Source organism: Rhodospirillales bacterium, from assembly GCA_014323865.1.
Classification (GTDB): domain Bacteria; phylum Pseudomonadota; class Alphaproteobacteria; order SP197; family SP197; genus SP197.
Window position 1 is genome coordinate 1 of record JACONG010000010.1, and the last position, 20,999, is coordinate 20,999.

The 20,999-nt window shown below is 63.0% G+C and carries 36 protein-coding genes, 1 tRNA gene and 2 pseudogenes; 34 read left to right on the forward strand and 5 right to left on the reverse strand.

Features of this window, described 5'->3' with window-relative positions; genetic code table 11:
* From tuf to GDA49_04295, 29 genes are all read left to right on the forward strand, one after another.
* A partial coding sequence (gene tuf / locus GDA49_04155; protein ID MBC6439601.1) for an elongation factor Tu occupies positions 1 to 1,190 on the forward strand: 1,190 nt, incomplete at its 5' end.
* Between the two features lie 34 nt (positions 1,191 to 1,224).
* Entirely contained in the window at positions 1,225 to 1,533 is a 309-nt protein-coding gene (gene rpsJ, locus GDA49_04160; GenBank protein ID MBC6439602.1) for a 30S ribosomal protein S10, read from the forward strand.
* A 10-nt stretch (positions 1,534 to 1,543) separates the two neighbouring features.
* Positions 1,544 to 2,284: a 50S ribosomal protein L3 gene (gene rplC, locus GDA49_04165; GenBank protein MBC6439603.1), complete on the forward strand. Its 741-nt coding sequence runs from the start codon at positions 1,544 to 1,546 to the stop codon at positions 2,282 to 2,284.
* A gap of 2 nt (positions 2,285 to 2,286) precedes the next feature.
* On the forward strand, positions 2,287 to 2,907 hold the full coding sequence (gene rplD / locus GDA49_04170; protein MBC6439604.1) for a 50S ribosomal protein L4: 621 nt from the start codon (positions 2,287 to 2,289) through the stop codon (positions 2,905 to 2,907).
* Positions 2,904 to 3,197 (forward strand): 50S ribosomal protein L23, encoded by a 294-nt coding sequence (locus tag GDA49_04175; protein ID MBC6439605.1) that lies wholly within the window; start codon positions 2,904 to 2,906, stop codon positions 3,195 to 3,197. Before rplD ends, GDA49_04175 begins: the two co-directional genes overlap by 4 nt.
* 4 nt (positions 3,198 to 3,201) lie before the next feature.
* Positions 3,202 to 4,035, forward strand: a complete 834-nt coding sequence (gene rplB / locus GDA49_04180; GenBank protein MBC6439606.1) for a 50S ribosomal protein L2 — start codon at positions 3,202 to 3,204, stop codon at positions 4,033 to 4,035.
* Positions 4,036 to 4,046: 11 nt separating this feature from the next.
* Complete coding sequence (gene rpsS / locus GDA49_04185) at positions 4,047 to 4,325, forward strand: 30S ribosomal protein S19 (GenBank protein ID MBC6439607.1); 279 nt, start codon at positions 4,047 to 4,049, stop codon at positions 4,323 to 4,325.
* A gap of 4 nt (positions 4,326 to 4,329) precedes the next feature.
* A complete protein-coding gene (rplV, locus tag GDA49_04190; protein MBC6439608.1) occupies positions 4,330 to 4,713 on the forward strand; it encodes a 50S ribosomal protein L22 in 384 nt (127 codons plus the stop codon).
* Positions 4,713 to 5,402, forward strand: coding sequence for a 30S ribosomal protein S3 (gene rpsC, locus GDA49_04195; protein ID MBC6439609.1), 690 nt, complete (start codon positions 4,713 to 4,715; stop codon positions 5,400 to 5,402). Before rplV ends, rpsC begins: the two co-directional genes overlap by 1 nt.
* Before the next feature lie 18 nt (positions 5,403 to 5,420).
* Positions 5,421 to 5,831 (forward strand): 50S ribosomal protein L16, encoded by a 411-nt coding sequence (gene rplP, locus GDA49_04200; protein ID MBC6439610.1) that lies wholly within the window; start codon positions 5,421 to 5,423, stop codon positions 5,829 to 5,831.
* Between the two features lie 11 nt (positions 5,832 to 5,842).
* The gene (gene rpmC, locus GDA49_04205; protein MBC6439611.1) at positions 5,843 to 6,046 is read left to right on the forward strand and encodes a 50S ribosomal protein L29; all 204 of its coding nucleotides are present in this window, start codon (positions 5,843 to 5,845) and stop codon (positions 6,044 to 6,046) included.
* A gap of 12 nt (positions 6,047 to 6,058) precedes the next feature.
* Complete coding sequence (gene rpsQ / locus GDA49_04210; protein ID MBC6439612.1) at positions 6,059 to 6,295, forward strand: 30S ribosomal protein S17; 237 nt, start codon at positions 6,059 to 6,061, stop codon at positions 6,293 to 6,295.
* Positions 6,296 to 6,308: 13 nt separating this feature from the next.
* Complete coding sequence (gene rplN / locus GDA49_04215) at positions 6,309 to 6,677, forward strand: 50S ribosomal protein L14 (GenBank protein MBC6439613.1); 369 nt, start codon at positions 6,309 to 6,311, stop codon at positions 6,675 to 6,677.
* A gap of 1 nt (position 6,678) precedes the next feature.
* Positions 6,679 to 6,996 (forward strand): 50S ribosomal protein L24, encoded by a 318-nt coding sequence (gene rplX, locus GDA49_04220; GenBank protein ID MBC6439614.1) that lies wholly within the window; start codon positions 6,679 to 6,681, stop codon positions 6,994 to 6,996.
* Positions 6,997 to 7,010: 14 nt separating this feature from the next.
* On the forward strand, positions 7,011 to 7,559 hold the full coding sequence (gene rplE, locus GDA49_04225; protein ID MBC6439615.1) for a 50S ribosomal protein L5: 549 nt from the start codon (positions 7,011 to 7,013) through the stop codon (positions 7,557 to 7,559).
* A 26-nt stretch (positions 7,560 to 7,585) separates the two neighbouring features.
* The gene (gene rpsN / locus GDA49_04230) at positions 7,586 to 7,891 is read left to right on the forward strand and encodes a 30S ribosomal protein S14 (protein ID MBC6439616.1); all 306 of its coding nucleotides are present in this window, start codon (positions 7,586 to 7,588) and stop codon (positions 7,889 to 7,891) included.
* A 13-nt stretch (positions 7,892 to 7,904) separates the two neighbouring features.
* Positions 7,905 to 8,303, forward strand: a complete 399-nt coding sequence (gene rpsH / locus GDA49_04235; protein MBC6439617.1) for a 30S ribosomal protein S8 — start codon at positions 7,905 to 7,907, stop codon at positions 8,301 to 8,303.
* A 28-nt stretch (positions 8,304 to 8,331) separates the two neighbouring features.
* On the forward strand, positions 8,332 to 8,868 hold the full coding sequence (rplF, locus tag GDA49_04240; protein MBC6439618.1) for a 50S ribosomal protein L6: 537 nt from the start codon (positions 8,332 to 8,334) through the stop codon (positions 8,866 to 8,868).
* A 6-nt stretch (positions 8,869 to 8,874) separates the two neighbouring features.
* Positions 8,875 to 9,237 (forward strand): 50S ribosomal protein L18, encoded by a 363-nt coding sequence (gene rplR / locus GDA49_04245; GenBank protein ID MBC6439619.1) that lies wholly within the window; start codon positions 8,875 to 8,877, stop codon positions 9,235 to 9,237.
* 38 nt (positions 9,238 to 9,275) lie between these two features.
* Positions 9,276 to 9,890, forward strand: coding sequence for a 30S ribosomal protein S5 (gene rpsE / locus GDA49_04250; GenBank protein ID MBC6439620.1), 615 nt, complete (start codon positions 9,276 to 9,278; stop codon positions 9,888 to 9,890).
* 5 nt (positions 9,891 to 9,895) lie between these two features.
* The gene (gene rpmD, locus GDA49_04255; GenBank protein MBC6439621.1) at positions 9,896 to 10,096 is read left to right on the forward strand and encodes a 50S ribosomal protein L30; all 201 of its coding nucleotides are present in this window, start codon (positions 9,896 to 9,898) and stop codon (positions 10,094 to 10,096) included.
* Positions 10,097 to 10,128: 32 nt separating this feature from the next.
* Positions 10,129 to 10,620, forward strand: a complete 492-nt coding sequence (locus GDA49_04260; GenBank protein ID MBC6439622.1) for a 50S ribosomal protein L15 — start codon at positions 10,129 to 10,131, stop codon at positions 10,618 to 10,620.
* A 20-nt stretch (positions 10,621 to 10,640) separates the two neighbouring features.
* A complete protein-coding gene (gene secY / locus GDA49_04265) occupies positions 10,641 to 12,005 on the forward strand; it encodes a preprotein translocase subunit SecY (GenBank protein ID MBC6439623.1) in 1,365 nt (454 codons plus the stop codon).
* Positions 12,002 to 12,655, forward strand: coding sequence for an adenylate kinase (locus GDA49_04270; GenBank protein ID MBC6439624.1), 654 nt, complete (start codon positions 12,002 to 12,004; stop codon positions 12,653 to 12,655). The genes secY and GDA49_04270 overlap by 4 nt, the downstream gene beginning before the upstream one ends.
* Positions 12,656 to 12,764: 109 nt before the next feature.
* On the forward strand, positions 12,765 to 13,133 hold the full coding sequence (gene rpsM, locus GDA49_04275; protein MBC6439625.1) for a 30S ribosomal protein S13: 369 nt from the start codon (positions 12,765 to 12,767) through the stop codon (positions 13,131 to 13,133).
* 9 nt (positions 13,134 to 13,142) lie between these two features.
* Positions 13,143 to 13,532 carry a 30S ribosomal protein S11 gene (rpsK, locus tag GDA49_04280; GenBank protein MBC6439626.1) on the forward strand — a complete coding sequence of 130 codons (390 nt, stop codon included), beginning with the start codon at positions 13,143 to 13,145 and terminating at the stop codon, positions 13,530 to 13,532.
* Between the two features lie 122 nt (positions 13,533 to 13,654).
* Complete coding sequence (locus tag GDA49_04285; GenBank protein ID MBC6439627.1) at positions 13,655 to 14,671, forward strand: DNA-directed RNA polymerase subunit alpha; 1,017 nt, start codon at positions 13,655 to 13,657, stop codon at positions 14,669 to 14,671.
* A 52-nt stretch (positions 14,672 to 14,723) separates the two neighbouring features.
* Positions 14,724 to 15,155: a 50S ribosomal protein L17 gene (rplQ, locus tag GDA49_04290; protein MBC6439628.1), complete on the forward strand. Its 432-nt coding sequence runs from the start codon at positions 14,724 to 14,726 to the stop codon at positions 15,153 to 15,155.
* Between the two features lie 148 nt (positions 15,156 to 15,303).
* The gene (locus GDA49_04295) at positions 15,304 to 15,459 is read left to right on the forward strand and encodes a hypothetical protein (GenBank protein MBC6439629.1); all 156 of its coding nucleotides are present in this window, start codon (positions 15,304 to 15,306) and stop codon (positions 15,457 to 15,459) included.
* On the opposite strand, the gene GDA49_04300 is transcribed toward GDA49_04295, so the two are convergent.
* Positions 15,460 to 15,744, reverse strand: coding sequence for a transposase (locus GDA49_04300; protein ID MBC6439630.1), 285 nt, complete (start codon positions 15,742 to 15,744; stop codon positions 15,460 to 15,462).
* Positions 15,745 to 15,860: 116 nt separating this feature from the next.
* A pseudogene (locus GDA49_04305) lies at positions 15,861 to 16,168 on the reverse strand (aminotransferase class I/II-fold pyridoxal phosphate-dependent enzyme).
* A 129-nt stretch (positions 16,169 to 16,297) separates the two neighbouring features.
* Between GDA49_04305 and GDA49_04310 the strand changes: the two are divergent.
* From GDA49_04310 to GDA49_04325, 4 genes are all read left to right on the forward strand, one after another.
* A tRNA-His gene (locus tag GDA49_04310) sits at positions 16,298 to 16,374 on the forward strand.
* A gap of 78 nt (positions 16,375 to 16,452) precedes the next feature.
* Complete coding sequence (locus GDA49_04315; protein ID MBC6439631.1) at positions 16,453 to 17,013, forward strand: thermonuclease family protein; 561 nt, start codon at positions 16,453 to 16,455, stop codon at positions 17,011 to 17,013.
* Positions 17,014 to 17,057: 44 nt separating this feature from the next.
* Positions 17,058 to 17,564 (forward strand): pentapeptide repeat-containing protein, encoded by a 507-nt coding sequence (locus GDA49_04320; protein MBC6439632.1) that lies wholly within the window; start codon positions 17,058 to 17,060, stop codon positions 17,562 to 17,564.
* Positions 17,561 to 17,734: a hypothetical protein gene (locus GDA49_04325; protein ID MBC6439633.1), complete on the forward strand. Its 174-nt coding sequence runs from the start codon at positions 17,561 to 17,563 to the stop codon at positions 17,732 to 17,734. Before GDA49_04320 ends, GDA49_04325 begins: the two co-directional genes overlap by 4 nt.
* 53 nt (positions 17,735 to 17,787) lie before the next feature.
* On the opposite strand, the gene GDA49_04330 is transcribed toward GDA49_04325, so the two are convergent.
* Both GDA49_04330 and GDA49_04335 read right to left on the reverse strand, forming a co-directional pair.
* Positions 17,788 to 18,009: a hypothetical protein gene (locus GDA49_04330; protein MBC6439634.1), complete on the reverse strand. Its 222-nt coding sequence runs from the start codon at positions 18,007 to 18,009 to the stop codon at positions 17,788 to 17,790.
* 59 nt (positions 18,010 to 18,068) lie between these two features.
* Positions 18,069 to 18,611 (reverse strand): DMT family transporter, encoded by a 543-nt coding sequence (locus GDA49_04335; GenBank protein MBC6439635.1) that lies wholly within the window; start codon positions 18,609 to 18,611, stop codon positions 18,069 to 18,071.
* A gap of 90 nt (positions 18,612 to 18,701) precedes the next feature.
* Here GDA49_04335 and GDA49_04340 point away from each other — a divergent pair, with 90 nt between their 5' ends.
* On the forward strand, positions 18,702 to 19,616 hold the full coding sequence (locus GDA49_04340) for a DMT family transporter (protein MBC6439636.1): 915 nt from the start codon (positions 18,702 to 18,704) through the stop codon (positions 19,614 to 19,616).
* On the opposite strand, the pseudogene GDA49_04345 reads toward GDA49_04340, so the two are convergent.
* Positions 19,579 to 20,858 (reverse strand): annotated as a pseudogene (locus GDA49_04345) (aminotransferase class I/II-fold pyridoxal phosphate-dependent enzyme). The gene GDA49_04340 and the pseudogene GDA49_04345 overlap by 38 nt on opposite strands.
* Positions 20,859 to 20,999: the final 141 nt, after the last annotated feature.

Below are 20,999 nucleotides of genomic sequence, written 5' to 3' on the forward strand. Positions count from 1 at the left end.
TGTCGAAGGAGAAGTTTGAGCGTAGGAAGCCGCATGCGAACATTGGCACGATTGGCCATGTTGACCACGGCAAGACGACGCTGACGGCGGCGATTACGAAGGTTCTCGCGACGACGGGCGGCGCGACGTTCACGGACTACGCGTCGATCGACAAGGCTCCTGAGGAGAAGGAGCGTGGTATCACGATCAACACGGCGCACGTGGAGTACGAGACCGAGGGTCGGCACTACGCGCACGTTGATTGCCCTGGCCATGCGGACTACGTGAAGAACATGATCACGGGTGCTGCGCAGATGGACGGGGCGATCCTTGTTGTTAACGCCGCCGATGGCCCGATGCCGCAGACGCGTGAGCACATTCTTCTGGCGCGCCAGGTTGGGGTTCCTGCGATTGTTGTTTACATGAACAAGGTCGACCAGGTTGACGACGAGGAGCTTCTGGAGCTTGTCGAGCTTGAGGTTCGCGAGCTTTTGTCGTCGTACGACTTTCCGGGCGATGAGATCCCTGTTGTGAAGGGTTCGGCTCTTGCGGCGATGGAGGATCGCGATCCTGAGATCGGTGCGAACACGATCCTTGAACTGATGGCCGCGGTCGACAGTTACATCCCGACGCCTGAGCGTGCGATCGACCGTCCTTTCCTGATGCCGATTGAGGACGTGTTCTCGATTTCGGGCCGCGGCACGGTTGTGACGGGCCGTGTTGAGCGTGGCGTGGTCACGACGGGCGACGAGGTTGAGATCGTGGGCATCAAGGACACGACGAAGACGGTGTGCACGGGCGTCGAGATGTTCCGCAAGCTGCTTGACCGTGGTGAGGCGGGCGACAACATTGGTGCTCTGCTTCGTGGCACGAAGCGTGAGGAGGTCGAGCGCGGCCAGGTTCTGGCGCAGCCTGCCACGATCACGCCGCACACGAAGTTCAAGGCCGAGACGTATGTCCTGACGAAGGACGAGGGTGGTCGTCACACGCCGTTCTTCACGAACTATCGTCCGCAGTTCTACTTCCGTACGACGGATGTGACGGGCCACGTGCTGCTGCCGGACGGCGTCGAGATGGTGATGCCGGGCGACAACATCACGATGAACGTCGAACTGATCGCGCCGATCGCGATGGACGAGGGCCTGCGCTTTGCCATCCGCGAAGGCGGACGCACCGTCGGTGCCGGCGTCGTCGCACAAATCATCGAGTAAGACCGCAGGCAGGCGGGAAAACAGGAGAAGCACCATGGCGGGTCAAAACATCCGCATTCGGCTGAAGGCCTTCGACCACCGGTTGCTCGACCAGTCGACGAATGAAATTGTTGGCACGGCCAAGCGGACCGGTGCCCAGGTGCGGGGACCGATCCCGTTGCCGACGCGTATCGAGAAATTCACGGTTCTGCGAGGACCCCACATCGACAAGGAGTCCCGCGAGCAGTTCGAGATGCGCACCCACAAGCGTCTGATCGACATCGTCGAGCCGACCCCGCAGACCGTCGACGCTCTCATGAAGCTCGACCTTGCGGCTGGTGTCGACGTTGAGATCAAGCTCTGAGGAACGATTGATGCGTACCGGTATAATCGCCAGAAAAATTGGCATGAGCCGCGTTTTCACGGGCGACGGTGGCCATGTCCCCGTGACCGTTCTGCAGGCGCAGGATAACCGGGTTGTCGGCCAACGCACTCAGGAGCGCGACGGCTACGTCGCCGTTCAGATCGGCGCACAGCCCGCCAAGGTGAAACACTTGAACAGCGCCGAGCGCGGTCAGTTCTCCAAGGCCGGTGTTGAGCCCGTCCGCAAGGTTGTCGAGTTCCGCGTCAGCAACGATGCAGTGCTGCCTGTCGGCGCGCAGATCTCGGTCGAGCACTTTGTTGCCGGCCAGATGGTTGATGTCACCGGCACGTCGAAGGGCCGCGGTTTCGCGGGTTCGATGAAGCGGCACAACTTCGGCGGTATGCGCGCCAGCCATGGTGTCTCGGTGTCGCATCGTGCCCATGGTTCAACCGGCAACAGCCAGGATCCGGGCAAGGTGTGGAAGGGCAAGAAGATGGCTGGCCACATGGGCGACAAGCGCGTCACGACCCAGAACCTTGAGGTTGTCGGGACCGATATCGAACACGGCCTGATCATGATCAAGGGCAGCATCCCCGGCGCCAGGGAAGGCTGGGTGATAGTGTCGGACGCTGTGAAGGTCGATGCGCCGGGTGATCTGCCGTTTCCAGCGGCTCTGATCGAGGACGCGCAGCCGGAGGTGGCCGAAGAGGCCGCGCCCGAAGGTGGCGAGAACGCAGGAGAAGACAAGTAATCATGAAGGCTGACGTTCTCACCTTGGACAACAGGAAGTCCGGCTCGGTCGAGCTGAGCGACGACGTGTTCGGCCTGCCGGCCCGCCCGGACATTCTGGCCCGTGTCATCAACTGGCAGCTCGCCAAGCGCCGGGCCGGAACCCATTCGACCAGGTCGACCAGCGACGTTGTCGGCACGACCCACCGTGTCGGTCGCCAGAAGGGCGGCGGCACGGCGCGCCACGGCAGCCGGAAGACTAACGTGTTCCGCGGTGGTGCCGTGGCACATGGTCCGGTCCAGCGCAGCCACGCCTTCAAGCTGCCCAAGCGCATCCGTTCGCTGGGCCTGAAGACGGCGCTCTCGGTCAAGCAGGCCGACGGCAAGCTGGTCGTGCTGGAGAATGCCGAACTTGAAGGGCCGAAGACGAAGGATCTCGTCGCCCGGCTTTCAGCCATGGGCATCGCCAATGCATTGATCGTCGACGGCGCTGCCGTCAACGAGAACTTCGCCCGGGCGGCCTCGAACATTCCCGGCATCGACGTGCTGTCGAGCATGGGCGCGAACGTCTACGACATTGTGCGCCGCGACACGCTGGTGCTGACCAGGGACGCCGTCACGGTGCTTGAGGAGAGGCTCAAATGAGTCTGGCAAAGAACTACGACATCATCCGCAGCCCTGTGATCACTGAGAAGTCGACCCAGGGGGCGGTGTACAACCAGGTGACGTTCCGCGTCGACCGCCGCGCCACGAAGCCCGAAATCAAGAAGGCCGTTGAGGAGCTCTTCAAGGTCGAGGTCACGGCGGTGAACACGCTGAACCAGCAGGGCAAGACCAAACGTTTCCGTGGCCGCATGGGCCGCCGCAGCGCGGTGAAGAAAGCGATCGTGACCCTGGCCGAAGGCCACGTGATCGATGTCACGACGGGAGTCTGAAGTCATGGCGCTGAAACCCCATAAGCCGGTCACGCCGGGCCAGCGCAATCTGGTCCAGGTCGACCGCTCGCACCTGCACAAGGGCGGGCCGGTCAAGGAGTTGACCGAAGGCCTGAACAAGAAGGGCGGCCACAATGTGCATGGCCGCATCACGATGCGTCATCGTGGTGGCGGTCATAAGCGCCGTTACCGCTTGGTCGATTTCAAGCGCCGCAAGTTCGATGTCGTCGGCATAGTCGAGCGCCTCGAGTACGATCCCAATCGCTCGGCCTATATCGCGCTGATCAACTACGACGATGGCGAGCAGGCCTACATCCTGGCCCCGCACCGCCTCCAGCCCGGCGACAAGATCGTTTCCGGCGAGCGGACCGACATTCGCCCCGGCAACGCCATGCCGCTGCAGAACATCCCGGTGGGCACGATCGTCCACAACATTGAGATGAAGGCCAGGGGCGGCGGCAAGATCGCACGTTCGGCCGGCAACCACGCCCAGCTGATCGGCAAGGACCAGGGTTACGCTCAGCTCCGCCTGAGCTCGGGCGAGATGCGCATGGTGCGTGGCGAATGCATGGCCACGATCGGCGCGGTCTCGAACCCCGATCATCAGAACCGCAAGCTCGGCAAGGCCGGCCGCAAGCGTTGGATGGGCAGACGCCCGTCGGTGCGCGGCGTGGTCATGAACCCGGTCGATCACCCGCACGGCGGCGGCGAGGGTCGCACCAGCGGTGGCCGTCATCCGGTGACCCCGTGGGGCAAGCCGACCAAGGGTGCGCGTACACGAAGCAAGAAGGCGAGTGACAAGCTGATCATCGCGCGTCGCCACCGCAAGAAGCGCTAGGAGGACCAGAGGTGTCTCGTTCTGTCTGGAAAGGTCCGTTTGTGGACGGCTATCTGCTCAAGAAGGCCGATGCCGTGCGCGAATCCGGGCGCAAGGAAGTGATCAAGACCTGGTCGCGCCGCTCGACGATCATGCCCCAGTTCGTGGGCCTGACCTTCGGCGTCTACAACGGCCAGAAGCACGTGCCCGTGCTCGTGACCGAGAACATGGTGGGCCACAAGTTTGGCGAGTTCTCGCCAACCCGGAACTACTACGGTCACGCCGCCGACAGGAAGTCGAGGAGGGGCTGAGGTCATGGGCAAGAAAAACTTGGAGCGTCAGCTCCCCGACAACGAGGTCCGCGCGATGGCGCGTTCGCTGCGCACCAGTTCGCGCAAGCTTAACCTCGTTGCCGAGCAGATCCGCGGCAAGCCGGTCGCCAGGGCCTTGGCCGAGCTCACCTTCTCAAAGCGCCGCATCGCGGTCGACGTCAAGAAGGTGCTGCAGTCGGCGATTGCCAACGCGGAGAACAATCACGGCCTCGACGTCGACCGCTTGGTGGTGGCGCGTGCGTCAGTCGGCCAGAGCATCAAGATGCGCCGTTTTCGCCCCGCGGGCCGTGGTCGCCTCCACCCTTATCGCAGGGAATTCAGCAACATCGAGATCATTGTTCGTGAAGTTGCGGAGAGCGAGTACTGATGGGACACAAGGTTAACCCGATCGGGCTTCGGCTCGGCATCAACCGCACCTGGGACTCGCGCTGGTACGCCGATGGCCTCGACTATGCGCGGATGCTGCATGAGGATCTCGCGATTCGCGAGTATGTGCGTAGCCAGCTCGGTCAGGCCGGCATCAGCAAGGTTGTCGTGGAGCGCCAGGCCGCGAAGGTCCGGGTCTCGATTCACACGGCGCGCCCCGGCGTGGTGATCGGCAAGCGCGGCGCCGACATCGAGAAGCTCAAGCAGGGCCTCCAGAAGATGACGGAGTCCGAGGTGACGGTGAACATCGTCGAAATCCGCAAGCCCGAGGTCGACGCCTACCTCGTCGCTGAGAACATTGCCCAGCAGCTCGAGCGCCGGATTTCCTTCCGTCGCGCCATGAAACGTGCCGTGCAGTCGGCCATGCGCCTGGGCGCCGAAGGCATCCGCATCAACGTCGGCGGTCGCCTCGGCGGCGCCGAGATCGCGCGTGTCGAGTGGTACCGCGAGGGTCGCGTCCCGCTTCATACCCTGCGCGCCGACATCGACTTCGGTCGGGTCACCGCGAATACCGCTTACGGCTCTTTGGGCATCAAGACCTGGATCTTCAAGGGCGAGATCTTCGCCTACGACCCGCTGGCGCACGAGAAGCGTGAGACCGGGGCGCAGGGCGGCCAGGCCCGCAACTGAGATCAAGGAAACTGAGAGATGCTGTCACCGAAACGCACAAGGTTCCGCAAGGCGCACAAGGGCCGTATCCACGGCAACGCAAAGGGTTACACCACGCTGAACTTCGGCTCCTACGGCATGAAGTCGCAGATGGCCGGTCGTATCACCGCGCGCCAGATTGAGGCCGCGCGTCGTGCGATCACGCGTTACATGAAGCGCGCCGGTCGCGTGTGGGTCACGGTCTTCCCGGACGTTCCGGTTTCGACCAAACCCGCCGAGGTTCGCATGGGTAAGGGCAAGGGCTCGCCCGAGTACTGGATGTGCCGGGTCAAGCCGGGTCGCGTGATGTTCGAGCTTGACGGTGTCGACGAGGAGATCGCTCGCGAGGCCATCCGTCTGGGTGCTGCCAAGTTGCCGATCCCTGTCAAGTTCATTCAGCGGTTGCACTGAGGGAGACCGTCATGAAGGCTGCCGACGTACGCGCCATGAGCGCCGACCAGATGAGCGACGAGGTTCTGACGCTCAAGAAGGAGCTGTTCAACCTGCGTTTCCAGCAGGCGAGCGGTCAGTTGGAAAACACTGCGCGTATGCGGCAGGTCCGCCGTGACATCGCGCGCATCAAGACCATCCAGTCCAAGGCCAACAAGGCCCCAGTCGGTTCATAAGGGAAGAGAGAGATGCCGCGTCGCGTGATGCAGGGTATGGTGACCAGCAAGTCCGGTGACAAGACCGTTGTGGTCAACGTCGAACGGCTGATGAAGCACCCGATCTACAAGAAGACGATCCGCCGCTCGAAGCGCTACCACGCCCACGACGAGGGAAACGAGGTGGCCGTCGGCCAGACCGTGCGGATCCAGGAATGTGCCCCAATCTCCAAGCGCAAGCGTTGGATGGTCGTCGGGGACGAGGCCTGAGAGGACATGATAGATGATTCAGCAGGAAACCAACCTGGACGTCGCTGACAACTCTGGCGCCCGCCGTGTCCAGTGTATTAAGGTTCTGGGTGGCTCCAAGCGCAAGACGGCGACTGTGGGCGACATCATCGTCGTGGCGGTCAAGGAGGCGCAGCCCGGTCAGCGCGTGAAGAAGGGCGAAGTGGCCCGTGCTGTGATCGTGCGTACGGCCAAGGAAATCCGCCGCCCCGATGGCAGCGCGCTGCGTTTTGACCGCAATGCCGCGGTCATCATCAACCGTCAGAACGAGCCGGTCGGCACCCGTATCTTCGGCCCGGTCACGCGTGAACTGCGCAGCCGGAACTTCATGAAGATCATCTCGCTGGCTCCGGAGGTGCTCTGAGATGGCGGCCAAGATCAGAAAGGGCGACCGGGTGATCGTTCTGGCCGGCCGTGACCGCGGCCGTGAGGGCGAGGTGCTCAAGGTGCTGACCGGTGAAAACCGGGCGATCGTGAACGGCGTCAACATGGCGCGCCGCCACCTGAAGCCCTCTCAGACGACGCCGGGCGGGATTGAGGACAAGGAACTGCCGATCCAGCTCTCCAACCTGGCACTCGTCGATCCCAAGGATGGCAAGCCGACCCGTGTCGGTTTCCAGACGCTGGATGACGGCCGCAAGGTTCGCGTGGCCCGTCGTTCCGGCGAAATGATCGACTCCTGACCGGAACGCACATGATGGCTACCGCAAGACTCCGGGAACATTATACTGAAACCGTCAGGCCCGCCCTGATGGAGCAGTTCGGCTACACAAACATCCACGCTGTGCCGAAGCTCGAGAAGATCGTGCTGAACATGGGCGTGAGTGAGGGCATCGCCGACTCCAGGCAGGTCGACAACGCGACCAACGAACTGACGCTGATTGCCGGCCAGAAAGCCGTCCCGACGCGCGCCAAGAAGTCGATTGCAAACTTCAAGCTGCGCGAGGGCATGGCCGTGGGTACGAAGGTCACGCTGCGTGGCACACAGATGTACGAATTCCTTGATCGTCTCGTGAACATCGCGCTGCCCCGCGTCCGTGACTTCCGCGGCATTAGCGGCAAGAGCTTCGACGGCCGTGGCAACTACGCCATGGGCTTGAAGGAACAGATCGTTTTCCCCGAGATCGACTACGACCAGGTCAGCGCGATCCGGGGACTTGATATCGTCATTTGCACGACGGCCAAGACCAACGAGGAAGCCTATGCGCTGCTCGATGGTTTCCAGATGCCGTTCGTGAAGAACTGACCCCAAGCGGTTCGAAGGGAAACGACATGGCCAAGAAGAGCGCCATTGAGAAGAACAATCGTCGCAAGCGTCTGGTGGCGAAGTACGCCGCTAAGCGTGCCGAGCTTCTTGCGATCGCGAACAACCGCGAACTGCCGATTGAGGAGCGCTTCCAGGCGCGTCTCGAGCTCGCCAAGATGCCGCGCAACTCGGCGAGGGTGCGCGTCCGCAACCGCTGCGGCGTCACCGGACGTCCGCGTGGCTATCACCGTAAATTTAACATGTCCCGCGTCTTGTTGCGCCAACTGGCCTCCGACGGGTTCATCCCCGGTGTGACCAAGTCGAGCTGGTAAGGGGAGGGCGCCAATGGCAATGACAGATCCCTTGGGCGATATGCTCGCCCGTATCAGGAACGGACACATGCGCCGCAAGTCGCAGGTGAACTGCCCGGCTTCGAAGCTGAAGGAGAACGTCCTTTCGGTGCTGAAGCGCGAGGGTTTCATCCGCGACTACCGCCGCGATGCCGTCGACACGCCCAAGCCTGAACTTGTGATCGAGCTCAAGTACTACGAGGGCGTTCCGGTCATTCGCGAAATCGGCCGTGTCAGCAAGCCAGGCCGCCGCGTCTATTCGGGCGTGAGCGACATGCCGCGCGTCTATGGCGGTCTCGGCGTCACCATCGTTTCGACGCCCAAGGGCGTCATGACCGATCACGAGGCCCGCGCTGCCAACGTCGGCGGCGAGGTCCTGTGCAAGGTGTTCTGAGGAACGCCGGAAGACTGGGGAACGAACCATGTCACGCGTAGGCAAGAATGCCGTAGACATACCATCGGGCGTCGAGGTCTCGATCAACGACGACGTCGTTGAGGTCAAGGGTAAGAACGGCACGTTGAGTCAGCACATCCTGCCCCACCACGTCACCGTGATGATGGAGGAGCGGCAGGTCGTGGTGACGCCCAACGATAACACCAAGCGGGCTCGGGCTCTGTGGGGCACGACGCGCGCCAACATCCAGACCATGGTCACCGGTGTGACCGAGGGCTTCAAGCGCGAGCTCGAGATTCAGGGCGTCGGCTATCGTGCCCAGATGCAGGGCAAGACGCTGAAGCTGCAGCTTGGCTACAGCCACGACGTCGAGTTCCCGGTGCCTGACGGCATCACCATCGAATGCCCCAACCAGACCGAGATCGTGGTGTCGGGCGTTGACAAGCAGCGGGTCAGCCAGGTCGCTTCGAACATCCGCGGCTGGCGTCCGCCTGAGCCCTATAAGGGCAAGGGCATCCGCTACAAGGACGAGTACGTCCTGCGTAAGGAAGGCAAGAAGAAGTAAGCCGCCATGAAGAACGCAAGAGATCTTCACGCCCGCCGCTCCGGGCGTATCCGCCGCAAGGTCAAGGCGGGTCAGAACGGAAAGCCCCGGCTTTCGGTGTTCCGCTCGGGCAAGCACATCTATGCCCAGGTGATTGACGATGGCGCAGGCCACACGATGGCGCAGGCCTCATCGCTCGACAGTGGCGTGCGCGGTGATTCGCCCACGGGTGCGAACATTGATGCGGCTGCGAAGGTCGGTAAGGCGATCGCCGAAAAGGCGACGGCCGCCGGCGTCACCGAGGTTGTCTTTGATCGCGGCGGTTGCCGCTATCACGGCCGAGTCAAGGCCTTGGCCGATGCCGCCCGCGAGGGCGGCCTTAAGTTCTGAGCCGCGCAGGCCAGGGAAAAGGAAGCACAACGATGGTTATGGCAGGACGTGAGCAGCGTGGCGGCGGTCGCAACGACCGTGGCGGCAACCGGAACGAGCGCGGCGGAGGCCGCGGTCGCGGCGGCGATCGCGATGAGGGCAACGAGTTTCTCGAGAAGCTCGTCAGCATCAACCGCGTCGCCAAGGTGGTGAAGGGCGGTCGTCGCTTCGGTTTTGCTGCGCTCGTCGTTGTCGGTGACCAGAAGGGCCGCGTCGGTCACGGCGCCGGCAAGGCGCGCGAGGTGCCCGAGGCGATCCGCAAGGCGACTGAGCAGGCCAGGCACAACATGATCCGCGTTCCTCTGCGTGAGGGGCGCACGTTGCACCACGACGTGAAGGGCCGCTACGGTGCGGGCCGCGTTGTTCTGCGCACCGCGCCTCCGGGTACCGGCGTGATCGCCGGCGGCCCGATGCGCGCCGTGTTCGAGGCGCTCGGTGCTCAGGACGTGGTCTGCAAGTCGACCGGCAGCGCCAACCCCCACAACATGGTCAAGGCGACGTTTGATGCCCTGACCCAGACGATGTCGCCGCGTGCGGTGGCCGCCAAGCGCAACAAGAAGGTTGCGGAGGTTCTGGGCAAGGCCGGTGGCGTCGAGTTTGTCACGGAGAACTGATCGCCATGGCAGGTAAGAAGGACGTCGGCAAGCGTCTGCGCGTGACGCAGATCGGCAGCCCCATCGGCCGCCCGGCCGATCAGCGTCGGACGCTGATCGGTCTCGGCCTCAACAGGATGCACCGCACCCGTGAGCTGGAAGACACGCTCGCGGTGCGTGGCATGATCAACAAGGTGCGCCACCTGGTGCACTGGGAAGAAGTCTGACGCACTCCAGACGGGCACGGGAAGCTGTAGTCATGAAACTCAACGATATTCGCGACAATAAGGGTTCGACCCACGCCAGGAAGCGGCGCGGCCGCGGCATCGGTTCGGGCTTGGGCAAGACCGGCGGACGCGGCCACAAGGGCCAGACGTCGCGCTCCGGTGTGGCCGTGGCCAACTTCGAAGGCGGCCAGATGCCGATCTACCGCCGTCTGCCGATGCGCGGGTTCCGGAATCCGAATCGGCGTGACTATGTCGGCGTCAACGTCGAGCGCATCCAGCAGGCGATCGATGCAGGCAAGCTCGATGCCTCCGTGCCGATCGATACCGCCGCACTGAAGGCCGCCGGTGTGATCAAGCGCGCGCGTGACGGTGTGCGTCTGCTTGGCCGTGGCGAGCTGACCGCCAGGATCGACATCACGGTTGCCGGCGCCACGAAGACGGCGACCGCGACGATCGAGAAGGTCGGCGGCAGCGTCACGATCACCGTCGCCAAGGCCAAAAAGGCCGAAGCGGACGCCGAGTAAGGACGTCAAGGCAGCGCTAGATGGCATACCAAGCCGAACAACTCGCCAGCCAGCTCAATCTCGGAGCATTCGGCAAGGCGACCGAACTCAAGAAGCGTCTGTGGTTCACTCTGGGTGCTTTGATTATCTATCGACTTGGCACCTTCATTCCGACTCCGGGCATCGATTCCCAGATCCTGAGCGATATCTTCGACCAACAGGCCGGCGGCATCATCGACATGTTCAACGTGTTCGCCGGCGGTGCGCTGGAACGCATGTCGATCTTTGCGCTCAACGTCATGCCCTACATCTCGGCCTCGATCATCATGCAGCTGATGACGGCAGTCTCGCCCCAGCTTGAGCAGCTGAAGAAAGAGGGCGAGTCGGGCCGCAAGAAGATGAATCAGTACACCCGCTATCTTACGGTGTTGCTTTGCATCGTGCAGGGCTACGGCATCGCAGTGGGGCTCGAGCAGGGACTGGTGACAAGCGCTGGCGTCTCGGCCGTGATCGACCCGGGCATGCTGTTCCGCTTCACGACCGTCGTGTCATTGCTGGGCGGAACCATGTTCCTGCTTTGGCTTGGCGAACAGATCACCCATCGTGGTGTCGGCAACGGTGTTTCGCTGATCATCTTCGCGGGCATCGTGGCGAGTTTCCCGGGTTCCGTCGCCCAGCTGCTCGAGGCCGGTCGCGTTGGCACGCTGTCGGCGTTTGCCATCATGGCGATCCTGATCGGCGGTGCGCTGCTGATCTACTGGATCGTCTGGATGGAGCGCGCCCAGCGCCGCATCGTTGTCCAGTATCCGAAGCGCCAGGTCGGCAACCGCATGTTCGGTGGCGAAAGCTCGCACCTGCCGCTCAAGCTCAACACGGCCGGTGTCATCCCGGCGATCTTCGCAAGCTCGATCCTGCTGATGCCGGCGACCCTGGCCAGCTTCTCGGCCGCTGGAAGCGGGGCCGACTGGCTGACCGAGCTCACGCGCCTGTTGGGCCGCGGCGAGCCGCTCTATCTCACCATTTTCGGCGCCTCGATCGTGTTCTTCTGCTTCTTTTACACGGCCGTCGTGTTCAATCCGGCCGACACCGCCGACAATCTGCGCAAGAACGGCGGTTTCGTGCCCGGCATCCGTCCCGGCAAGAACACAGCGGAGTACCTCGACTACGTCCTCACGCGCTTGACCACCGTGGGTGCGATCTATCTGACGATCGTCTGCGTGATCCCTGAGTACATCATCGGGGTCAATCAGCTTCCGATCCTGATGGGCGGAACCGCGCTGCTGATTTGCGTGACCGTCACCATGGATACGGTGTCGCAGATTCAGTCGCATCTGCTGGCCCATCAGTACGAAGGCCTGATCAAGAAAGCCAAGCTCAAGGGTAGCAGGGGAAGGCCCCGGCGATGAAACTGATTCTTCTCGGTCCGCCCGGTGCGGGCAAGGGAACCCAGGCGCGTCGTCTGATGGATACGCACGGTATCCCGCAGCTTTCGACCGGTGACATGCTGCGCGCTGCTGTTGCGGCGGGCACGGAGCTCGGCAAACAGGCCAAGGAGGTCATGGATCGTGGTGATCTGGTCTCCGACGAGATCATCGTGGGCATGATCGCCGAGCGGATTGACCGGCCCGATTGTGCTAACGGCTTCATTTTGGACGGTTTTCCCCGTTCGGAAGCCCAGGCCGTGGCGCTCGACACCATGCTGCAGGAGCGTGGCCTGCCGCTGGACCATGTGATTGAGATGAAGATGGTCGACGATGTGCTCGTTGAGCGCATCACGGGCCGCTACACCTGTGCCAACTGTGGCGCGGGTTACCATGACCGGCTCCAGGTGCCTAGGGTTGAGGGCGTCTGCGACAGGTGCGGTGGCACGGAGTTCAAGCGCCGTGCCGACGACAACGAAGAGACGGTGCGTTTGCGTCTGGGTGTCTACCTCGACCAAACCGCGCCGCTTCTCCCATATTATCGCGCCAAAGGTGTGCTTCGTGAGGTCGATGGCATGGCCGACATCGACGACGTGACGGCCCAGCTGAGCGCCGTTCTCAACGGTGGAAATTAAGGGTTTTCGATGATTGACTCAACACATCTCTAACCCTACAATCTGTCATCAATCTTCCAAACCTGAGCGGTTTTGTCGGCTCATTGTCATTGACTAAGGAGCGAAAGCCTTGGCGCGCATCGCTGGTGTGAATATCCCGACCTCGAAGAGGGTCGAAATTGCGCTGACCTACATTCATGGTATCGGGCGCACGAAGGCTGAGGAAATTTGTGCGAACGCGCAGATTCCGCAGGAGCGCCGTGTGAACGAGCTCACCGATGCCGAGGTCGCGCAGATCCGTGAAATCATTGATATGGGCTACACGGTCGAAGGTGACCTGCGCCGCGAGGTGGCGATGAACATAAAGCGGCTGATGGACCTCGGTTGCAACCGAGGCATCCGTCACCGCAAAGGCCTGCCTGTGCGCGGCCAGAACACCCACAACAATGCGCGGACCCGCAAGGGCAAGGCGCGGCCGATTGCCGGCAAGAAGAAGTAGGCAGAGCAGATGGCACGCGATGCAGCCCGTGTCAGGCGGCGCGAACGGAAAAACATCACGTCGGGCGTGGCCCATGTGAACGCTTCCTTCAACAACACGATGATCACGATCTCGGACGCCCAGGGCAACGCGATCTCATGGTCGTCAGCCGGTTCCATGGGTTTTAAGGGTTCGCGCAAGTCGACTCCCTATGCTGCCCAGATGGCCGCCGAGGAAGCCGGCAAGAAGGCCCGGGAGCACGGCATGCAGTTGCTCGAGGTTTTCGTGAAGGGTCCGGGTTCGGGCCGCGAGTCGGCACTGCGTGCGCTTTCGGCGATCGGTTTCCAGATCACGGCCATCCAGGACGTTACCCCCATTCCTCACAACGGCTGCCGGCCGCGCAAGCGCCGCCGCGTCTGAGATACGGCCGAGGTGGGTGGCTCGCCTCGGCCCCGATTGTGCCCCGATTGTGATGTACGACACCGGCTCCGGGCCGGTACGCGCCGTGACGATGGCGCCAGAACCAGGAGGTCGATGGCTATATGAACAGAAACTGGCAAGCGCTGATCAAACCCAACAAGCTGCAGATCGAGCCGGGCATCGACGCCTCCCGTGAGTCGACGATCGTGGCTGAGCCGCTCGAGCGTGGTTTCGGCCTGACGCTCGGCAATGCTCTGCGCCGGGTCCTGCTGTCGTCGCTCCAGGGCGCGGCTGTGACCTCGATCCGCATCAACAACGTGCTGCATGAGTTCTCTTCGATCGCGGGCGTGCATGAGGACGTGACCGACATCGTGCTCAATGTGAAGGCGCTCGCGATCAAGTCGCACAGCGAGGGCACCAAGCGCATGTTGCTGAAGGCCAAGGGCCCCAGTGCGGTGACCGCCTCGATGATCGAGACGGGCTCCGAGATTGAGATCATGGATCCCGATCACGTCATCTGTACGCTGGATTCCGACGCTGAGCTCAACATGGAGTTCACCGTCGACATCGGCAACGGCTACGTGCCGGCCACGCAGAACCGAACCGAGGATGCGCCGATCGGCCTGATCCCGGTCGATGCGATCTACAGTCCGGTGCGCAAGGTGGCCTACAAGGTCGAGAACAGCCGTGTCGGCCAAGTGACCGACTACGACAAGCTTTCGATGACGGTCGAGACCAACGGTGCTGTGACGCCGGAGGATGCCGTGGCGCTGGCCGCCCGTATTCTGCAGGACCAGCTGCAGCTCTTCGTGAATTTCGAGGAGCCGGAGAGTCGCGTCGAGACGGTGGAGCCGGTGGAGCCGGAGTTCAATCCGCACCTCCTGCGTAAGGCCGATGAGCTTGAGCTCAGCGTCCGTTCGGCCAACTGCTTGAAGAACGACAACATCGTCTACATCGGCGATCTCGTTCAGAAGACCGAAGCCGAGATGCTGCGCACGCCGAACTTTGGCCGCAAGTCGCTCAATGAAATAAAGGACGTGCTGGCACACATGGGCCTGCACTTGGGCATGAAGATCCCGGATTGGCCGCCCGAGAACATTGAGGCTCTGGTGCGCCGTCTCGAGGATCCGTTCAATTGAGGATGGCTTGGCGCTGCAACGCCGGCGTCGCTGTGTGAAAAGAGAGAGAACAATGCGACATCGTTATTCGGGCCGTAAGTTGGGCCGTACCAGCTCGCACCGCAAAGCCATGTTCAAGAACATGGCTTGCGCGCTGATCAAGCACGAGCAGATCAGGACCACGCTGGCTAAGGCCAAGGAGCTCTCGCCTTATGTCGAGAAGCTGATCACGCTGGGCAAGCGCGGCGATCTTCACGCCCGCCGCCAGGCATTCGCCCAGCTGCGTGACGACGCCATGGTCGAGAAGCTCTTCGATGTGCTCGCCGAGCGTTATGGCGACCGCCACGGCGGTTACACGCGCGTCCTGAAGGCCGGTCATCGCTATGGTGATGCCGCCGACATCGCAATCATCGAGTTTGTCGAACGCGACGAGTCCGCCAAGGGCCAGGATTCTGGCCCCGTCTTTGACGACGAGGACGAGATCAAGGACCAGGCCGCAGCCTGATCGTTCAACAGAGTGTTGCGAAAGGGCGGCTCCCTGTCACTGTTTTTCTTTGCTCGATAGTGTCATACCGGACATGGCCCCCACGGCCGCTGATTCGGGACCCCATGCCTGAGCATCTCGTTCGGTAGCCGAGTTACGATGGAAGCGCGTGGCTGAGGTCGTTCCAGTCCGGATTGTCTTTCTCGATCAAGGAGGCTTTCCAGTCTCGTCACCGCCGTTTGATCCGCTTTTCGCGCACTATGGCATCGTTGACTTCCCCGTACTGCTCAACGAGGACAAGGCGCTTTATACCGAAGCGCGTTGATCAGAACCGATTGGCCGAGCTTCTCGATCCGATTGAGGTTATGCGCTCTGGATCATTGATCAACCTGTTCCAAGCCTCGCAACAGTTCGCCATGATATCGTCGTCGCTTGCGAAGATGCGGTTTGAGAGCCCGTTGTCCCGGATGTACTGCCAGACGTTTTCGACCGGGTTCAACTCAGGCGCCCTCGGCGGCAGTGGCAACAAGGTGATGTTCCCGGGCACCTCCAGTTTCGATGTCGTGTGCCCTCCGGCCTGATCGACGATCGGGATTGCGTGGGCGGCCAGGCGCGACTTCGATGCTGATCGGCTTCAGGTGTTCGGCCATCGCGTGGGTGTCGACCCAGGGCATGCCCAGACCGGCCGCCGGACAGATTGCACCGAAGATGTAGGCCCATTGGGTGCGTTATCTTGCCGCCCGGCACGATCATATGACCTGCTCGGGCGAGACCTCGACGCCCCTGTGGCGCAAGGTATCGGCGGCGACCGCCTCGCGCAGGGCCATGATACCCGGGGCCGGTGCGTAGCCGTGGTGGCCGTCGCGTAGCGCCCGAATGCCGGACTCGACGATGTGCTCAGGCGTCTTGAAGTCGGGCTGGCCGATGCCAAGGTTGATGATCGAACGGCCCTGTGCTTGGAGTTCCGTGGCGCGTCCGAGCACGGCAAAGGCGGTCTCGGAGGCCAGATTGGCAACGTTCGCGGCGGTGATCATGAGATGACGCGGTCCATGTTTGGAAGCATGTTGACGGTTGACCCGGAAGGGCCTTCATCGTACAGACGCGCGCCTTGGAGCCAAGCGCATCGAAACGCCCTTTTTTCTTAGGCTCCAACGTGGCCTGTGGTGGCTATAGCTCAGTTGGTTAGAGCGCCTGGTTGTGGTCCAGGAGGTCGTCGGTTCGAATCCGACTAGCCACCCCAAACCCCGCGCATCCGAACCCCGCGAGATTTTGAATCCCGATCCCGTGCCTTTGCGCGGGGCAGACCTATATTCAGGTCATGATCCGCGCTGTCGCCGTATCGCTTTGTCTGCTTTGTGGAGCCATCGGGGCGTCCGCGTTCTGGGGCACGGTGACGTCGGCTTGCGAAACGCCCGTCCATCGTGGCGTGGCGGATGCCATTGATGGCCACACCCTGCACTTCACCCGCGACAACGGCCTCGTCGATATCATCCGACTGGTCAGCGTTGAAGCGCCGGAGCTCTGTCAGGTCTGCCGCATCGACGGCGTCGAGTGGGATTGCGGCCTCGAAGCCCGGTCCACGCTGGCTGCCCTGGTCGACGAGCGCGAACTGGCCTGCTGCATGTACTGCGACGACGAACCCGATGGTGAGTGTATGGCGCTGCGCCGCGACGACGACACCGCTATCGGTGAGGAGATGCTGCGCGCCGGCATGGCGACCTCCCACGCCTATTTCGCCAACAATCTTCAAGCCGCCGAATCCCAGGCGAACAATGCCGGTCGCGGCCTGTGGCGTGGCGACCGGGTGCACCCCGACGCCTGGTGCGACGGAAAGCGGTTGGGTGCGGGGCCTTGCCGGTGCTGTTATCTGCCGGAGTAGGGTAAGCGGTTGTCTGTGTCCTGAAGCAATGGTGTCATGAGCTCATGTCTGCTGTCCGTGTCGTTTGTCTCGCCCTGATCGTTGCCGCCGCAGGCTTCGCCCTGCGGCCCGCCCATGCTGGCTGTTCCGACCTTCCGGCCCCCGGGGTCGACTGGCGAAGCTGCAACCTGCAGGGCATCTCGTTTCCCGCTTCCGACATGTCGGACGGCAACCTGCGCGGCGCCTCGCTCAGCAATGCCGATCACACCGGCAGCAACTTCTCCGGCATCGACGGCTACCGGGTGCGCTTCGTGGAATCGATCCTGGTTGACACCGTGTTCGACGGCGCGGCGCTGACCGACGCCCGGTTCGACCGGGCGGATCTTTCGGGTGCGTCGATGCGCGATGTCGCAGCGCGTAACGCCAAGTTCCAGTTCGCCAATCTCTCCGGCGTCGACTTCACCGGTGCGAACCTGCGCGATGTCGACCTGACCGGCACCGATCTCTCCGGCGCCATCTGGATCGACGGCGAGCGAGTCTGTGCGGAGGGATCGATGGGGATATGCCGATGACCGACTTCTCCTGTCCGTTCTGCAACGACCCCATCGCCTGTCCCGTGGATGTTCACGGTGACGTGCAGTGCAGCACGTGCCACACCAACGTCGATCCCTGCTGCGGTGGAGCGCTGTGCCTGATCAGCCCGCCGGCCGATCCGGCGGGCGGGGAGAGCGGCGAAACCTGATAGCCTACCGCCCAGCGCGATGCCGGGCAGCACCAGGGTCATGCCGATCATCGTCAGCGTATTCGGCACCTCGTCGAGCAGGCCCCAGACAATCGGTGTCGCCAGCACCGAACGAAGATCATCACGAGCGCGGCGCGCTGTGGACCGATCGTGCGGATCGCGCGGGTGTAGAGGATCGGCGCCAGGGCGCCTGTGAGAAAGCCCTGATAGACGAACTGCAGTGCGCTCTCGTGCCACGGCTCTTCGGGAACGGTCGTGGGATCGAACAGCAGCACGAGCGGGGCTTACCAGATGGCCGGGACCACGGCGATAATCGCCACATTGGTCAGCGGGCTCAGGCCGTAGACCCGCGTACCCATCGTGAAGGCTGCCCACATGAGCGCTGCGGCGAGGAAGAATGCGTGCCCTGCCAGGTGCCGAACTGACTGTCCTTGATGCCAATCAGCGCCAGCGCAGCAAGCACGATCCCCAGGCCGAGCCATTGATCGCCCGAGGGTCGTTCGCCGATCCAGGCCCAGGCGAGCAGGGCGACGAAGACGTCCAGTGCGCCGGGGATAACGGTGGCGCCCTGGGCCGCCGGCGCGAACGCCAGCCCGCCGACCGACGCCAGGCTGTAGGGCACACCGCCCATCATCGAGAGCACCGGCAGCGGCGGCCACCCGGCGTCCATGATCTCCCAGCGGCGCTTCCAGAAGACCGGCGCCATCACCAAGCCCGAGCCCAGGAAGCGCAGCAGCGTGATGTTGCTGACCAGCAGACTGCTTGTCGCGTCATAACGTGACGTCACCATCAAGCCCGCCCAGAGGATAGCCACCGGGACGGCGCAACCCAAGCCCATCAGGAGTTGGCACCGGTCCGGCGTGGGAACCGTGGGCATAGCGGCTTCGATAGAGGCTGCTTGCGGAAGGGGCCAGCACGCAAGCTGCTGACAATACGCTGTCAGCACGGCTGTCGCAGGATCGCGGCCATGACGAACCTCGCCTCAAGCAGACAGCAAGCCCGGAACGCCGAGACACTCGGACGCCTGTTGGTGATCGGCTCGGCGGTCGCCTGGAGCGGTGCCGGCATCTTCACCAAGAGCGTCGAAGCCGATGTCTGGACCGTGCTGTTCTGGCGGGGCGCGCTGGCCGCAGTGCTGATGTGGGCCTATCTCGTCTGGCGCCAGGGCGGCAGTGCGCTGACCGACGCCAGTCGGCTCGGCCTGGCTGGCTGGGCCGCGGCCGCCGTCGGCAGTGCGGCGACGATCTGCTTTATCGCTGCCTTCAAGAACACCGCCGTCGCCAATGTTGCGATCATCTATGCGACGGCGCCGTTTGCCGCCGCAGCCATCGCCTTGTTCTGGATGCGTGAGGCGCCGGGCTGCACGACCCTCGTGGCGGCTGCCTTCTGTGTCATCGGCGTCGCTGTCATGGTCGGCGGTTCATCCGGCACGCCTAACCTCTCGGGCGACCTTTTGGCGGTCGGCATGACCGTCCTGATGGCGCTGATGATGGTCATCATGCGGCGTTATCCGCAGCGCCCCATGACCTTGGCCGTCGGCCCCATCTCAAGCCTGCAGCTCGTTCTGGTCGGCTGGCTGATGACCGATCCCCTGGCGATCTCCGGCTACGACCTCCTGCTCGTCTGCGCCTTCGGCATCGCGCATGCCGCCGCTACAATCATGCTGGCCGAAGGCGTTCTCCGCATCCGCGCTGCCGAAGCTGGACTGCTGAGCACGCTCGAGATGCCGCTCGTCCCGCTTTGGGGTTTCCTTTTCCTGGCCGAGGTTCCGGGCATGTGGACGGTGGTCGGAGGAGGAATCGTGCTGGTGACGCTGGTCGGGTACCTGACGACTGCGGCGCAGATCAGGCTTCGGCCAGGGCCTGATCGAGATCGGCGATGAGGTCGGCGGCGGTTTCGATGCCGAAGGAGAGCCGGATGGTGTCGTCGTCGGCGTCGCGCTGCTCTTGGGTAAGCTGGTGGTGGGTGGTGCTGGTCGGGTGCAGGATGAGGCTGCGGGTGTCGCCGACGTTGGCGAGGTGGCTGAACAGATTCGAGGCCTCGACCACACGGCAGCCCGCTTCGAAACCGCCCTTGAGGCTGAAGGTGAAGACACTGCCGAAGCCGTGTTCGAGGTACTTCCCGGCGAGCGCGCGATAAGGGCTTGAGGGCAGCCCTGCATAGGACATCCAGGCGACCTTGGGGTGGTTTTCAAGGAATTGGGAAATTTCCATCACGTTGTCGCAATGGCGCTGCATCCTCAGCGGCGGGGTCTTGCAGCCGGTGATGAGGTTGAAGGCATTGGTCGGTGACAGGGCCGTTCCAAAGTCGCGCAGGGCAAAGGCGCGGGCCTTCATGGTGAAACCGATGTCACCAAAGGTCTCTGCGAAGGTCAGGCCATGATAGGTTGGCTCGGGTTCGGTCATTCCGGGAAACTTCCCGCTGCCATACCAGTCGAACTTGCCGGACTCGACCACAAGCCCGCCCATCGACGTGTCGTGCCCGCCGATGAACTTGGTCGCCGAGTGGGTGACGATATCCGCACCCCAGTGGAACGGCCGGTACAGCCAGGGCGTTGCCATGGTGTTGTCGACGATGAGCGGGATGGCGTGGTGCCGGGCGATCTCCGCCAGCGGTCGAGATCGACGATCACGCCACCGGGATTGGCCAGCGCCTCGACGAAGATCGCCTTTGTGTTGGGCCGGATGGTGGCCTCGACCAGGCCGGTGTCGTTGGAGTCGATCAGGTCGGCATGCCAGCCGAGTTTGCCGAAGGACTTGGTGAACTGGTTGACCGAGCCGCCATAGAGGAACTTCGAGGCGACGATGTGGTCGTCGGGCTCCAGCAAGGTGAAGAAGGCGAGGAACTGCGCGGCATGGCCTGACGCGCAGGCCACTGCGGCGCGGCCGTCATCGAGGTTCGCGACCTTCTCCTCGAGCACCGCGACCGTTGGGTTGGTGAGGCGCGAATAGATGTAGCCGAAGGTCTGCAGGTTGAAGAGCGAGGCGGCATGGTTGACGTCGTCGAAGACGTAGCTCGTGGTCTGGTAGATCGGCGTGGCGCGCGCACCGGTCACGGGATCGGGCCGGGCCTCGGCATGCACTGTGCGGGTTTCGAGGCCATAGTCGGGCTTGCCGTCGCTCATCGGGACCTACCGGTGTGTGTAGAGATCGCCGTCGGCGTCCCAGGTGCATTGCGACGCAGCATCGCACAACGACCCCGGCCAGAGCTGCCCCGTCCGCTCCCAGTCGATCGAGGAACAACCCGAAAGGAGGAGGGCGATACT